Consider the following 16,711-nt stretch of genomic DNA (forward strand, 5'->3'; position numbering starts at 1 on the left):
CCTCCTGCTTGACAAGGCTATTTTTTGTCGCATTCGCAATCTGATTTTGGATATTCGTGATAGAATTATCAACAGCACTAAAAGCATCAGCGACATTATGGTGTTCCTTCTCAACAATAGTACCATCCGCCTCACGCTGAGAAACCTTGAAAGTAGGAGCTTGCCATTTGCCTTTCTCATACTTAGCACCACCACCAAAATAATCAGCAATATCAAGAAACCCAACGGTTATTCTATGATCAACCGCAAAGACGTTTTTATTAACTACATCCAAAGCTGAGCCAACATCAGTATATTCCTCTATAGTTATTGCACCATCGTCATTAATAGTAGTTAACTCATATTTTAGTCCTGTAAAGGTACCATTCTCGAATGAGGCATCACCACCAAAGTAATTTGCTACATCTCGGGATATTTCATTAATCTGGCTACCATTAATTGCATCATTCGACCCTTCTACAATTGTACCAGCTTTTACATTATGGAGAGCGACTGGTGCCGTAGTCTTATCACCACCTAAAGTCACACTATTATAATTAATGGTGCCATTTGAATTTTTATCGTAGAGGACAGCAAAAGCACTTCCCTCTTTAATGTTATTAATACTGTTACTAATATCTGCTATTTTACCATCGAGTTGTTTTTTATTAACAGCTTCATCATCCTTAACTGCTGCTTTCACACCAGAAATTGTACGAACATCACCTGATTTGTTTGCAACATTGATTTCAGAACCACCTGTTGCTTTACCAACAGTGATAGTACCTTCATTTTCCTCCTGCTTGACAAGGCTATTTTTTGTCGCATTCGCAATCTGATTTTGGATATTCGTGATAGAATTATCAACAGCATTAAAAGTAGATTCAAAACCATTATGTAATTTGCCCTGAATAGTGTAAGTGGGAGCCTTACCGTTAGATACATCTGCACCACCACCAAAATATTGAGATGTATTTTGAGAAATTTTTTCTAAATTATTTGTAACAGTGTCAACATTCTGATTAGTAGCAAAGAGCTGCGAACCATTTACAGCTTCCGTTGAATTAGCAGAAATGTCTCCATTGGCAAGAAACTTTATTTTGCTATTGGTTTTTTCCTCTCCATGCTGTGCTACAAATGCTTTCTCATCATTACTCCACAACAGAGAATCTTTAGAGACCCCATCAATTTTCTGAGTAAACTCATTGGCTACACGTGTTAAGCGGCTATTCACATTGTTGATATTGTCATCAAGCCCTGTCAAAGCAGAACCAACATCATAATGGTCTTTAGTTACTGCTACACCATTTTCAGAAATTTGCGATAAATGATAGTGCGGACCAAACAAGATACCTTCGCTAAATTTCGCATCACCACCAAAAATACCTGCTACATCTCGGGATATTTTTTCAATCTGGCTACCATTGATTGCATCGTTCGACCCTTCTGCAATTGTACCAGCTTGTACATTATGGAGAGCAACTGGTGCCGTAGTCTTATCACCACCCAAAGTCACACTATTATAATTAACGATGCCATCTGCATTTTTATCATAGAAAACTGCAAAGCTATTTGCTGCTATTTCATTTTTTATCTCTTGTAGCTGCGCAAAATTCACTGCATCATCAAGTTTTTTCCCAGCTGCCACTCCTGTAATCTGTTTATTGCCAGCATCAATACCATCCACAGTTATTCTAGCCCCACCAGCAAACAGAAAGCCATCATTACTCATAGAGGCATTCCCTGCAGTGACACTTGCCACTGTAATATTCTTAGCTAAATCAAATTTTACATTATTGTCTTCCGCACCTTTTGTAATCGTAAGGTTGTCACTTGCAGCCGACAAATCTACCGTACTCTTTATACCAATCGTTGTGGCATTTTTACCTCCAATAGACAGCTGCCAACCTTGGTCTACATAAGTTTTTAACGCTTTTAGCTGTGCAACATTAACAGCATCAGTAGAATAACTACCAGCAGCCACTCCTTCAAGCTGGCGTGTTACCTTATTTTTATAATCACCAATAGTCGCTGCATTTGCAGTACCTTTCCATACCTCACTGTTTTTATTTTTTTCGCTTAGCTCGATAGGACTGTAACCGTCAGCGCCAGCAAGCGATGTAGTCGCAGAACCGTCCCCAAGAACAACATTGCCATACGCCCGTGTTTCAGCCGCACGCGTTTCAGTATTCTTATCTATAACAATAGCTCCATTACCATCAGCCCTCACTTTTGAGGAGTAACCATTCGCGAATGTATATTCCTCAATGCTATCTTGATTATCATATACGGAACCTATCGCAATACCGTCTAGCCCTGAAGTGCGAGCCATAGAATTTATGGCAAAACTTTTCTCTTTTGCCGTATATTTCTCTGGATCTAAAACAACAGCTTTTTTAGCCCTCTTATCCCTTTTTGAATCAGAAACGAGCGTGCCATTCGCTGTGAAGATGTTTTGCGCATCTTCCCATGCAAATTTTCCGTCGGCTGTTAAAACATTTATTACAGAATTATAACCATCTATACCACTGTTATAATCATCATACGCAGAAATAGTACCTTGCGGATAAACTACAGCGGCATTCTTCACACTTTCAAGAGATGCTTTTGTTAAATCGAGATTTGCTGAAAAAACAGGAGAAGCATTCGATAAAAACAATGCCACCGCAGTTCCTAACGAAGCCACTTTAAACAATGATGATCGATGATGTGAACGAGAAAAACTCAAATCACGCAGATTGTGTGTAGTATATAATTTTTTCATAATACCCCCTTCATAATAATAGATTAACAACACAAAAAAGGTATGCTCTAGAACTCTAAAGCTTTCTTATTTCCTTTGCGTGTTCCTGCTTTTACAGCGTGTTTTAGGACATAAATAAAATTAAGACACAAGCTGTTGTTTCTACAGCGCCTTTAGAGGGTAGTTAGAGGCAAGTTCGTGAAAGTCAATTTAAGGAAGGTAAAAAAACGCTTAATATTAGAATTAATTTCGTTTTTCCATCAAAGGTTGTGCATCGTTTTTAGCTTTGACCTCTTTGAAAGAGGTATAATTTTTGTGCCTATTGATCATCCGCTTAGGCATCAGTTTATTTTTCGTGAATAAGATTTTTTATTTCATTAGAGGATTGATGAAAGATTTTTACTAAAATGCCCCTGCTTTGATGAGGCAAGGGCAAAGAGCATATTTAAAAAAGTTTTTTGCTTATCAGTTCAGTATTAAATTAAGCCTAACACCTACACCCTAATGACCACCAGAACTCGTTGCGGAGAGATTGGAGCCAATTTTTCCATCTTCTGACATATAACCGGCTCTGATAGCAAAGACGGATGCACTACACCAATGCATCCGTACCAAATGAAATGCTTAAAGACCAAGGGTATCTTCATAACTTAAATTCGATACTGCTAAACCAACGGAGGCCGTCTGTCTTACTTCTTTCTGAACTGCCTTACATCATAAAATATTGTAACTCATGTTAATTGCTGCTTATGTTCACCGTAACGGTACCTCATGCGCGCACCTACTATACTCTCCCATCTCTCATTAAGACCAATAAAAACAAAATGTTAATAAAGTTAATGGTTAGAATTTGTTTATTGTCAATTCACTATTGCTCTCAGTCCTATACCTATCCCAAAATGATCTCCAGCACTCGTTAATGATATATTTGAGCGAATTCTTCCACTTTCAGACATATAACCAGCGCCAAAGGCAAAAGCTAATTGACTCTGCACAACCCCTTACCAAAAGAAAAACTTATTTTTCCAAGAGTATCTTCATAGCTTAAATCAGACACTGCCAAACCTATGGCTGCGGCTTGTCTTTCTTCTTTTCAGATATCCTCAACAGCATAACTTAACGTTACAAACTTCATATCCGTATACGAATAAACCTCTTTAACACCATCCTTTACAATATTAGACACTTTCTCATCCGTATATTCTTTCGCTTTATCGAGAATCGTATATGTCTGCTTTTTCGTATAATCATGTAACTGATCACCGTTTACTGCTTCTTTCGAGCCTTCTTCTACCTTTCCACCCTCTACATTGATAATCTTACTCGCCTTCTTATTCTTATCAACGCCACGACCTGCATTAAATGCATTAGCAATATCGTTATAGCTTTTTTTCGTCTTTTCCATGCCGAGCCACAAATGCCCCTGCTTCATTACTCCATAACAAAGCATTTTTCTCGATGTTGCCAGAAATTTCATTATGAAGCTTCGCGAAAACACTATTTATGCCAGCAAAAGCTGCTGCAATATTATCATAGCTGTTCTCTTCAAAGGTTCCATCATCTTTGAAAACTTTCAGCTTGGAACTTGGTGCTGTCCATTCTTCATTCTCATATCTAGCACCACCGCCAAAATATTTTGCAAGCGTTTGATTTAGTGAATAAAGCTGACCACCATTGACAAAATCAGTGGAATTTTCCGTAATTTTATTTGCTACATTATGAAGTGCAACGGGAGCTGTAGTTTTTCCAAAAGTTATACTTTCATAATTAATAGTGCCATTTTCATTATTTGCTTTATCATAATGAACAACAGCAGAATTATTAGCAAGTTTCTCTAAACTTTCTTCAAGCTGTTTTTTTATTAACAGCATCATTGATGCTTTATCTCTCTCTCTGCTTTCTTAACACAAGAAATTATCCGTAATTTATCACTTTTATTCGCAATATCGATTTATCACCATCTATATCCTTACCAATGGTAATGTGTTTCATTGCTGTATCCTGTTTTACAAAAATACTCACTGCACCAGTATTGCGAGTTCCTTCTGCAATATTTGTTACTTTTTTACTTGCCGCATTAATACTACCAGTAGTTATTTGTGGGCCATCAGTAATTACTAAGCCTGTTGCATCTACTTTTGTTTTCTCTCCTAATGTTATGCTTTTTAATGCTATATCATTGGCCAAACCAAATATGAGCTTATTTTCATTGTCCTTATCTCTTTTAACCCTGAAGTTACTTCCTCCGGATGAAAATTTATTGTACTATCTAGCATCCACATCTTTAGCTGCCTCACCAGCAATAGACAGTTTCCAACCTTTTTTCTTACGACTTCTTCTAAATCCTGCAACTATCTAAGGTTCACTGCATCGGCAGGTTTGCTACCAGCTGCTACGCCTATAATTTGGCGCGTTATGTTCTTACTAGGAACACCAATACTCTCTTGCACTTTTCGTACTTTTCTATTGAGATTCGGTGTTTTTGACCAGTCCTTGCAGAAGAGACATATACCCAAAAAACGCCAGCAGCCCTACCAGGCACAAAGTTGTTCCCGATAGCAACACCCCCCCCGCCCATCATCAACCGTCACGTTAGAATAGGAACCTATAGCGATACTGCCAACCACATTTGCTATTGAATAGAAGCCTATTAAATAGCTTCTTGAGCAAATGCATATGCACCCAAGAGCAATCGAACCATACCCTAGGGCTTTAGAAACGACACCTACATCTATTGAATAATCACTCTTTGCAGTTGTATAATTGTTATCTCCATATCCGCTCTTCTTATTATATTCACCACCTATTGCGACACTGCTTTTCCCCAAAGCATGAGCCATATTGCCTACAGCAACGCTCCATTCTTTTTCCGCTTGCGTTCCACTATCTAAAGCAATACTTGTGTTTGGAGTACGTTGCATACCTGTAGATCGTTGCATTCTTGCAATGAAATCATGTCGCAAGGTGTCAGATCCATCGATAATCCTTGCATCTTCGTTGTTTTCAGAACTTATTGTAATTGTAGAGTTATTGTTCATCACCAATTGCGGATCGGTAAGAGATTTCTCACTAAAACCATCCTTACTCTTAATAGAAAGCGTATTGACGAAAAAATTGATATCGCCACTATCATCTGTAGAATCATCCACTATTGGTGCCATTGCTGTGCTGTATTAAGTGCTGTTAAATAACTTGCTTTTAATAAATCAAAACCTTTTGAGAGAGCCACAATGCTGTTAGAGTTAGCATACGCAGAAAGAAGTATTTTTCCTTGAGAATAGCTCTTTGCAGCTTTTGCCATGGCTTTAAGCAGCTGTTCTATTATGTCAATTTTTTTCGCCAAAACAGGAATAGCATTCGATAAAAAAACAACTATAACAACTCCCAATGAAAACGTTGCTACAAACAACCGATAAAATAAACGCCGAAAACTTGAGCTATTTCCCTTGAATATGATTCAATAATTTTTTCATAACAAACCCTCAATAAAAACCATGCCTAAAACATAAAAAAGACATATTTTGAATTGTAAGAATTTGCACTATTTGCTTTTTATACTCGTAATTAAGTTAAAACAATTTGGAGAAATTAAAATTTTACTATGAAGCTACAAAAAAGGAAACTGATTAAAAAACATAATATTTTTAACTATTCTATTTTTAAGATAATTTGTCATTTAAACAACAAGACTTTCAATGAAAAATTATAACGATACCAATATAAAGCATACGTTTAACACTACACGAAAATAAAAGCTAAAACTGCCTCTTTTTAATAAAGGGTATATTCGTATTTATATTGCTTTAAGCACTTTAATAAATCAAAATAACAAGATAGATCAATAACCTCATTACCTAATTATCAAAAAAATAGTAATCAATTTTTTGAATCTTTGCTACTGAGGTCTTTTATTCTCAAAAAAAGTTGTAATAGGCTTTTTATATAATTACGGGAGTTCTGTACATTTAGAATAGCTTTAAAGGGCTCTGAAAGAAGATAAAAAAATTGCCCTTTTCTTAAATAAGAAAAAGGCAAATCAATTTTATGGATTTAGTCGTTTATTAGTTGAGTATCACATTAACCCCTGCACTTATACCCCAGTGACCTCCAGAAGTGGTAATTGACAAGTTGGAACCAATATCACCGTTCTCTGAAGTATAACCAGCCCCAACAGCAAACGCGGATTGACTACGCCATAAACCACTACCAAATGCGAGTGTTAATTTTCCAGGAATATCACTATAGCGTAAACCAGCTACCGCTAAACCAACAGCTGCTGCTTGTCTTGCTTCCTTGCGAACATCCTCAACAGCGTAACTTAATGTCGAAAACTTCATATCCGTATACGAATTAGCCTCATTAACTCCATTATTGACAAGACTACTAACTTTCTCATCCGTATACTTATTGGCATCTTCAAGAACCGTTTTCATCTGCTGTTCTGTGTAATCATGTAACTGGCCTCCATTAACAGCTTCTTTCGAATCCTTTTCAATCTTTCCATCCGCTACATTGTCTATTAATACTGGAGAACTGTCATCTCCACCAACTAATGTAACTTGATTGATCTTTTCACCTGTTTTTTTATCTCTATCATATTGTACAGATCCCTCCGTAACTTTAGTTTCAATATCCTTGACCTGATCTGTAATCATCTGCTGGGTTTCCCAAAGCTGACCGCCATTAACTGCTTCTTTGGAATCTTTGTCTACCTTACCGTCCTCTACATTGATAATCTTACTGGGGCTCTTAACGCCCTGATCATCAGCGTGAGAGGCATCATAGCTTCCTTTTTCTTCATTCCAATTCAGACCATTCGAAGAGGCATCCTTTTCAACTTCTTTTATACGATCGTTGATAGTGCTCATGCTGTCATTAACAACATCAAATGCTTCAGAGACATTATTACGCTCCTCTTTATCACCTTTCGTACCATCCTCATTGAAAACCTGAACGTAGAATTTGGGTCCTTGCCAGTTTCCTTCCTTATCATAACCAGCTCCTCCACCAAAATATGAGGCAAAGGTCTGTTGAAGAGTATAAATCTGACCTCCATTAATCGCATCACTCGAGCCTGATGCTATAGAACCAGCCGCAAGTGATGTGATTTTGCTGGCTTTTCTGTCATCCCCTTCCCCATGCAGAGCTACAAAAGCTTTGTCACCATCGCTCCAAGATAAAGAATCTTGTGCAACTCCTTCTGAGACCTCCTTAATACGATCGTTAACATTCTTGATATTCTCATCAAGTCCTTTAAAGGCAGAACCAACATCGGTATGCGGTTTATCTGTTACTTCACCATCTTTATCAATACTGGATAAATTATAAGTTGGCCCTTTAAAAGCACCATCCTTAAATTCAGCATCTCCACCCAAGAATTTCGCTACATCCGTTGAAAGGATGTAAACCTGTCCTCCATTGATAACATCCGTTGAGTTTTCCGCAATCGATCCTGCGGATACATTATGCAGTGCAACAGGTTTAGCATCCTTCCCTTTACCAAAAGTTACATTTGTATAATCAATTTGATCATCTGTTGTTTTATCGTAAAGAACAACAGAGGAACTATCAGACAGAAGGGTATCAGAAAGATCCTTCAAACCCTTATCAAGCTGTCCCTTGTTAACCGCTTCATTGTCTTTTTCTGCCGCCTTCACACCAGAAAGGGTTCGATCCTTACCACTCTTGTTTGCGATATTGACTTCATTTCCTTCTACTCCTTTACCAATGTTGATAACATCTTCATTTTTCGTAACAAGAAGATTACTGATTACATCGCTGATCACATTTTGAATCTTTGTGAAAAGTTTACCCACACCTGAAAATGCATCTGATACATTTTTATAGCTTGATTCAGCTTCAGTGCCATCATCATTGATAGTTTTGAGCTTAAAATCAGGAACATTCAATTCCCCATCCTTATATTCAGCGTCATTAGAAAAATATTTTGCAACCTTATCGCCCAATGAATAAAGTTGAGAACCATTTACTGCATCCGTCGATTCTTTCGTAATATCTCCTATAGCAAGTGATGTGATTTTACTGGCTTTTCTGTCATCCCCTTCCCCATGCAGAGCGACAAAAGCTTTGTCACCATCGCTCCAAGATAAAGAATCTTGTGCAACTCCTTCTGAGACTTCCTTAATGCGAGCATTCACATTCTTGATATTATCATCAAGTCCTTTAAAGGCAGAACCAATATCGGTATGCGGTTTATCTGTTACTTCACCTTTTTCATCAATATTCGATAAATTATAAGTTGGCCCTTTAAAGTTTTTTCCATCAAAGGATACATCTCCACCTAAAATTTTTGATAAATCCGAAGCTATGGTATTAATCTGACCACCCGTGATTGCATCATGTGAATCCTTGGCAATCTTACCATCAGCAACATTATGGAGACCTACAGCTATCTTATCTTTAGCTTTTCCTAAAGTCACACTACTATAATTAGTTTTACCATCTGAATCTTTATCATAATGAACAACTGCTGATTCATCAGACTGAAGACTGTTCGAAAGATCTTTCAAGCCTTTATCAAGCTGTCCTTTGTTAACGGCTTCATTGTTTTTCGTCGCGTCCTTTACACCAGAAAGAGTCCGATCCGCACCAGCCTTATTGGCAATATTGATTTCACTGCCTTCTACTGCAGCTCCAATAGTGAGACGATGCGTTGTTTTGTCTTGCTGAACAAAGCTTTCGCTTTCTACTTTGTTAATCACATTATTAACCTGTTCAGTCAATTTATTCTGAACATTCGTGATAGAACTACCAACTCCAGCAAAAGCAGATGCTACATCAGGATAATCCTTATCTTCAGGGCTGCCATCTTCCTTGATTGTTTTTACCTTGAATGTAGGAGCGGTCCATTTCCCATCCGCATAGACAGCACCACCACCGAAATACGAAGCACCCCCTGTGCCCAATGTATGAAGCTGTGAGCCATTTACTGCGTCTGTTGAAGTTCCACTGATTGCCCCGCCAAGTAGACCAGAAAGTTTCCGCCCTTCATTACTTTTGTTCAAAATACTGATTTCGCTACCACCAGTTTCCATACCAACAGTGATAAGACCCGTTCCTCCATCACGGAGACTACGCGCTAAAGTCTTCTTTGCTACTTGCTTAACAAGAATACTGTCTCTTACATTAGCAATTTCAGTATTTGTTGCCAAAAGTTGTGAACCATTGACAGCTTCGGTTGATTCTGCTGTGAGTGCGCCACTTTGAATGCCTGCTATCTTCTTACTACCAGCATCAATACCACCCGTTGTTATTTTCGGACCTCCAGTAATTACTAGACCTGTTGCGTCTAGGGTATTTGTGCCGGCCTTTACGCTCGTTAATGCAACATCTTGAGCCAGATCAAATTTTAGCTTATTGTCTTTATCACCTTTTGTAATTTTAAAATTTTTACTTCCAGTTGAAAAATCTACCGTATCATCTATGCTAACGGCTTTGGTATTTTTATCATCAACAGAAAGTTTCCAACCTTTACCTGCGTACGCTCTTAGTGCTTTTAGCTGCGCAATGTTGACGGCATCAGTATCTGCATAACCCGCTGCCACACCTGTAAGCTGTCGTGTTATCTTATTCGGAGTATCACCAACACTAAAAGCTCCTTGAGTGCTCTTCCATATCACACCATCATCTGTTGACTTGCTACCTATGGAAGGATCATAGCCAACAGTGGACGCTGGGTTACGAGAAACAGATTGATAACCCACAGCAACACCACCAGGAACAGCAGCTTGTACTTGTGCATTTGAACCTAATGCCATACTATTTGCACCAAATGCATTTGAAAGTCCACCTAATGCCATACTATTTTCAGCAGATGCCGCTGCAAAACTACCTAATGCAATACTATTTTCGGCATTTGCATTTGAAAGATTACCTATAGCAATACTTCCTTGCCCACCTTTCCCCTCAGCGGCGGCAATTTTAATGCTCTTCGATTCGGCATTCCATTTAAAGACACTATCATCGGTAGCTTTTTTAATCTCATTTTTAATCTCATTGTGAAGATTTACATAAGACTTACCCACACCCTCAAAGGCTTTTGCTACATTCGGAAAACTTTCTTCTTCAATCTCATTCGTCTCAGAATTAAAAGTTTTAATTTTGAACTTTGGATCATCCCATTGGCCATTCGTAAATTTAACACCACCGCCTAAATATCCAGCTATGTGGGTAGCTACAACATTCAACTGACTACCATTTACCGCGTCTTTTGAATCTGCACTAAGATCACTAGGTGCAATACCTGTTATCCTTTTATTTCCAGCATCAATACCACCGGTGGTTATTTTCGGACCATCAGTAATGGCTAAGCCCGTGGCATCGAAGGTATTTGTACCTGCCTTTAAGCTCGTTAATGTAACATCCTGAGCCAGATCAAATTTTAGCTTATTGTCTTTTTCGCCTTTTGCAATCTGAAGATTTGTGCTTCCAGCAGAAAAATCTACATCACTATCCATAAGAACAGTTGTAGCATTTTTATCTCCAACTGACAGTTTCCAACCGTTTTTTCTTACAACATCTTCTAAATCCCTCAACTGCCTAACATTCACTGCATCGGCAGGCTCAGAACCAGCTGCTACGCCTGTAATTTGTCTGGTTATACCCTTACTATAATCACCAACACTCACTGCACCCCGCGTACTTTTCCATTGCGATGAGGTATTTGTTGCAGGACCCTGCAACACAGAAGTATAACCAAAAACACCAGCAGCCTTATTAGCTACAGAATCTCTTCCTAGAGCAACACCATCTTCCACCGAAACTACAGAATTGGCACCTATAGTGATAGCTCCCTTTCCCTGTGCTTCCGAATAAGAACCCAAAGCAATGGAGAGCTCATCAATCGCCTTAGCACGATAACCAAGAGCAGTTGCACCCTGTCCTAAGGCCTGAGAAACAGAACCTAAAACAGTTGTATAATCAGCTTTTGCTAATGTATTTTCATCCTCCTCATGCTCCTCATCCTTCTCATGATATTCACCACCTATTGCGACACTGCTGATACCCATAGCCTGAGACCCGCTGCCCACAGCTACACTATCTTGTTTTTGCGCAAGTGAATTATAACCTACAGCAACGGAACTATCACCATTTGCCGCTGCAACAACACCATAAGCAGCTGCACCCTCTCCTTGGCCCTTCGTACCCATACCTATAGCAACAGAATTTGTACCCGTCGAATTAGCATATGAACCTAAAGCAATAGAAGACGAACCTTTAGCGCTAGTCGTAAAACCCATAGCGATCGAGTGATATCCTTTTGCATTTGTACGAGAAGGCTGGGAAATTGGTGAATCTTTCCCTATAGTTTGACCACCTATTGCGATACTTCCTTCGCCTTCAGCGAGCGCATAACGACCTATAGCAACAGATATCTTTTTAGACGCCTCCGCACCAAAACCAACAGCAACGGATTCTCTAGCTAGTATTGATACATTAGTACCAATAGCAACATTCTCGGCATATGATGTTATTTTTATCCCTTTACCAAGCGTGACATTCGTTTCTTCCGCACGTTGCATCCCAGCACTACGTGTCAATCTCGTGATGGGATCATTTCGCGAGAAATCTGATACATTAATAATATCTGTATTCTCATCATCCTGTGCAAGCCGTTGGTCTGCAGAGCTATCAACCACAAAGGACTGTGGACTAATGAGAGGCTTTTTATCTTGCACCCCTGCATTTAACGTTTTTTTCGATAGGTTATTACTGTTTGCTGTCAAAACATTGATTATAGAGCCCTCATCACTCGGACCTAGAAGAGTTTTGGTTAAAAAATTTGCATAGTCATCAGCAGCATTTACCTTGGGTGTCAAAGCAACATTCAGCGCTGTTAAATAATTGTCTTTTGAAACAGAAGAAGCATTCAAACCAGCAACAGAGATGATGTTTTCTGGATAAGAGACACCAGCACTGTTAACACCCTCGAGAAATGTGTTTCTAAAATCAGAATTTGCTGAAAAAACAGGTGTAACATTCGATAAAAATGTAGCCGCTGCAGCCAATGAAAGAACTTTAACAAAAGAAAAACGAGAAAATTTTAAATCGCTCCCTGCTAATTTTGTATATAATTTTTTCATAATGAACTCCCCAATGAAAAAATAACTATAAACACAAAAAAGACACATTTAAGCGCTATAAAACTCTTTAAAATCAGCTTTTTCTAAACATAAAAATTTAGTACCTGATTGAAAAGATAGAGAAGTTGTGTTTTTAGGTTTTATGGTTAACGTGCTTCGCTCTTTTACATTTCCTAAGAAGGTAAATTTTTTGTGGTGATTGTTTTTTAACCTTTAAACTTGTTGGCTGTTTTTTGCAAGGGGTGGAGTTAGTTTAGTATATTGTTTCTATAACTTCCTCCGGTAAAATTGGAATACATTTAAATATATACTTTTATCTTATTAGAAAATTTTTTAATAGATTTCTAGAAGGTGAGAGTTTTTTTATCTGTAGGGTGCTACAGATTTTTTATATTTAAAAATTACAGCAGAAAATAATGAACTTATAATTTATGAAAAAACTCATTATCTTATTTTGAAATAAGAAGTTTACTTTGTTGAAAGTGTACGGTTTTTCTGTTTTTTAAACCTGTATTTATCATTATAGCGCTTATCAATTTATATATTTTTTACATATGTAAAAACAATTCACCCCTGCCTCATGAGACAGGGGTGAAAAAGTGTTTTTTATGTATTTTGTTTATTATCAGTTCAATGTCATATTGAATCCCGCACCTACACCCCAGTGACCTCCAGAAGTTGTTGCGGATATGTTAGAACGGTACTTTCCATTTTCTGAGGTGTAACCTGCACCAAAGGCAAATGCAGATTGGCTACGCCATAAACCAGTACCAAATCCAACGCTTAATTTTCCAGGTGTATCATTGTAGCGTAAGTTAGAAACTGCTAAACCAATCGCAGCTGCTTGTCTTGCCTCTTTTTTCACACTCTCAATACTATAGTTTAAAACATCAAACTTCATATCTGTATATTGCTTAGCCCGATCAACAGCATCATCAATCGCATCAATCCTGATATTATTTATCCGTTGATCTGTGTAGTGCTTGGATTCATCAAGAATAATCTTCATCTGTTCTTGAGTATAGTCATGGAGTTGACCACCATTTACAGCTTCTTTCGAACCTTCTGCAATTTCACCATCAGCTACATTATCAATCATAACAGGTTCACTAGGATCACCACCCGCTAATGTGATTTTATTGGTTTTTTTGCCGTTTTCATCTCTGTCATAACGAACAGCGTCCTCAGCAATATCGTTAACTTTATTATCAATATTATCAACTTTGTTTTCAATATTGAAAACCGTTTCACCAATATTCGTAACCGTAGTGGAAATATTATCGACTCTATTGGTAAGATGCTTAACATCTTTTTCAACACCCGTGACACGTTCATTGGTTTCCCAAAGTTGTCCACCATTAACCGCATCTTTCGAACCTTTTTCAATTTTACCATCAGCTACATTGATAATCTTACTCGGCTTACCATCATGATTAGCATCATAGGCTTTTTCTTTATCATTCCACTTTAAAGCATCTGTATCGACCTTGTTGATGACATCATCAATACGGTTATTAATATTTGACATCCCATTATTAATATCACCAAAAGCATCAGCGACATTATGGTGCTCTTTCTCAACAGTCGTACCATCAGCATTGACTTGAACAATCTTAAAAGTAGGATCTGTCCATTTGCCATTCTCATATTTGGCACCGCCACCGAAATAATTAGCAAGCTTGTTGCTCATGAGATAAAGCTGGTTACCCGTAATGGCATCCGTTGAACCATCCGCAATCTCACCATCTAAAAGATACTTCAATTTGCTCTTTGTTTTCTGCCCATCTTTTTCATGACGTGCAACAAATGCTTCTTCATCATCATCCCACAATAAAGCATCTTTTGAGAAATCTTCAATTTTCTGATTAAACTCATTGGATACATTTGTTAAGCGCTTATTTACATCTTGAACATTTTTATCGAGACCTGTTAAAGCTGATCCAACATCATAAAAATTAACCTTCCCTACCTCACCACCTACAATAGCCGATAAAGTATATTTCAGCCCTTCAAAAGCACCGTTAATAAACTTTGCACCACCACCAAAAAACTTTGCAATATCTGCTGATATTTTATTAATCTGACTACCATTGACTGCATCGTGGGAATTTTCAGAAATGCTACCATCTTTCACGTTATGAAGAGCAACTGGCCCGTCGTTTTTATTGCCACCTAAAGTCACACTACCATAATTAACATTACCATCGTCATTCTTATCGTAGAGAACCGCAGCAGCAGTTACTGTCTCAATATCTTTAGAAATCTTATCTATGCTTTTATCAAGTTGGTCTTTGTTAACAGCTTCATCACCATTCTCTGCCTCCCGCACGCCAGAAATTTTACGTCCTGAACCACCAACACCTGCAATATTGATCACAGTACCCGCTGTATCCTTACCAATAGTGATAGGAGCAGAAACTCCGTCTTGCTTAACAAAACTATTTTTTACAACATCGGAAATCTTATTATCAATATTTGTGATAGAAGTATTGACACCATTAAAAGCATCAAAAATATTATGATATTCTTTATCCTGAATAAGGAAAGATGGCTCTATACCTTCGAGTACATCTGTACTACCCCCAAAATATTTCGAGGTATTTTCAGCAACTTTTGATAGATTATCAGTAACAGTTGTAACCTTCTCATTCGTAGCAAACAACTGTGAACCATTTACCGCTTCCGTTGATATTTGAGAAAGTTCTCCATCTTTCACGCCAGAAAGTGTACGATCCATGCCACCTTTATTTACAATGCTGATTTTCGTACCACCTTTTTCCTTACCAATGGTGATATCCCCTTCATTTTCCTCTTGCTTGACAAGGCTATTTTTTGTCGCATTGGAAATCTGATTAGAAATCTCCGTGATAGAATTATTGACACCCTCAAAAGCAGAACTAACATCATTATGTGTATTGCCCTGTATCGTATAGGTTGGCGCTTTACCGTTAGCTATATCTGTATCACCACCAAAATACTTCGATATATTTGTACTTATACCGTCAAAGCCATTACCCAACTCACTAATCTTTTGGTTAGTTTTATAGAGCTGCGAACCATTTATTGCATCCGTTGAGTTAGCAGAAATATCGCCATCTAAAAGATACGTCAGCTTGCTGTTTGTCTTCTGTCCTTCTCCGTGAAGAGCAACAAATGCCCCCTCATTTTCACTCCACAACAAAGAATCTTTAGAAATACCATCAATTTTCTGAGTAAACTCATTAGCAACATGCGTCAAACGACTATTTACATTTTTGACATTCGCATCAAGCCCTGTCAATGCTGAGTCAACATTAGTATGTACCTTCTTTTCTACAGTGCCATCTGCAGAAACAGTAGATAAATTATATCTTGGTCCTAAAAAAGAACCATCTTGAAATACAGTACCCCCGCCAAAAAACTTTGCAATATCTCCAGATATTGCATTAATCTGGCTACCATTGATAGCATCATGCGAACCTTCAGCAATTTTACCATCTTTGACATTCAAAAGAGCAACTGGTCCTGTACTCTTACCGCCACCTAAAGTCACACTGTTATAATTAACGGTTTCATCTGCATTTTTATCGTAGAGGACAGCAAAAGCATTCGCTTCCTGAATATCGAAAACCTCCTTGCCAAGATCAGTAACCGTAGCTGATATATTAGTAACCTTATCGTTAATATGGACAATATCCTTTTCAACACCTGTAACACGCTCATTCGTCTTCCAAAGCTGCCCACCATTAATTGCATCATGCGACTCTTCAGTAATTTCACCATCTTTGACATTCAAAAGAGCAACTGGTCCTGTACTCTTACCGCCACCCAAAGTCACACTGTTATAATTAACGGTTTCATCTGCATTTTTATCGTAGAGAACTGCAAAAGCACTTCCCTCTTTAAT

Annotated in this window: 8 protein-coding genes and 1 pseudogene; all 9 read right to left on the reverse strand. The window is 38.0% G+C overall.

What is annotated here, in order from left to right:
- Positions 1 to 2,743, reverse strand: a pseudogene (locus tag ACFIJ7_RS08255) (hypothetical protein); the annotation flags it as partial.
- An 839-nt stretch (positions 2,744 to 3,582) separates the two neighbouring features.
- Positions 3,583 to 3,717 (reverse strand): YadA-like family protein, encoded by a 135-nt coding sequence (locus tag ACFIJ7_RS08260; protein ID WP_375645021.1) that lies wholly within the window; start codon positions 3,715 to 3,717, stop codon positions 3,583 to 3,585.
- A 98-nt stretch (positions 3,718 to 3,815) separates the two neighbouring features.
- Positions 3,816 to 4,127 carry a hypothetical protein gene (locus tag ACFIJ7_RS08265; protein ID WP_375645022.1) on the reverse strand — a complete coding sequence of 104 codons (312 nt, stop codon included), beginning with the start codon at positions 4,125 to 4,127 and terminating at the stop codon, positions 3,816 to 3,818.
- On the reverse strand, positions 4,102 to 4,596 hold the full coding sequence (locus ACFIJ7_RS08270; RefSeq protein WP_375645023.1) for a hypothetical protein: 495 nt from the start codon (positions 4,594 to 4,596) through the stop codon (positions 4,102 to 4,104). Before ACFIJ7_RS08270 ends, ACFIJ7_RS08265 begins: the two co-directional genes overlap by 26 nt.
- 40 nt (positions 4,597 to 4,636) lie before the next feature.
- Complete coding sequence (locus ACFIJ7_RS08275) at positions 4,637 to 4,909, reverse strand: hypothetical protein (protein ID WP_375645024.1); 273 nt, start codon at positions 4,907 to 4,909, stop codon at positions 4,637 to 4,639.
- Between the two features lie 344 nt (positions 4,910 to 5,253).
- Positions 5,254 to 5,871 (reverse strand): hypothetical protein, encoded by a 618-nt coding sequence (locus tag ACFIJ7_RS08280; protein ID WP_375645025.1) that lies wholly within the window; start codon positions 5,869 to 5,871, stop codon positions 5,254 to 5,256.
- The gene (locus ACFIJ7_RS08285) at positions 5,871 to 6,110 is read right to left on the reverse strand and encodes a hypothetical protein (RefSeq protein WP_375645026.1); all 240 of its coding nucleotides are present in this window, start codon (positions 6,108 to 6,110) and stop codon (positions 5,871 to 5,873) included. Before ACFIJ7_RS08285 ends, ACFIJ7_RS08280 begins: the two co-directional genes overlap by 1 nt.
- 673 nt (positions 6,111 to 6,783) lie before the next feature.
- Positions 6,784 to 12,825: a YadA-like family protein gene (locus tag ACFIJ7_RS08290; protein ID WP_375645027.1), complete on the reverse strand. Its 6,042-nt coding sequence runs from the start codon at positions 12,823 to 12,825 to the stop codon at positions 6,784 to 6,786.
- Between the two features lie 625 nt (positions 12,826 to 13,450).
- Positions 13,451 to 16,711, reverse strand: a 3,261-nt coding sequence (locus tag ACFIJ7_RS08295; RefSeq protein ID WP_375645028.1) for a Vomp family autotransporter, incomplete at its 5' end; no start/stop codon positions are given.

The organism is Bartonella sp. MR100HLJHH, from assembly GCF_042194215.1.
Classification (GTDB): Bacteria; Pseudomonadota; Alphaproteobacteria; order Rhizobiales; family Rhizobiaceae; genus Bartonella; species Bartonella grahamii.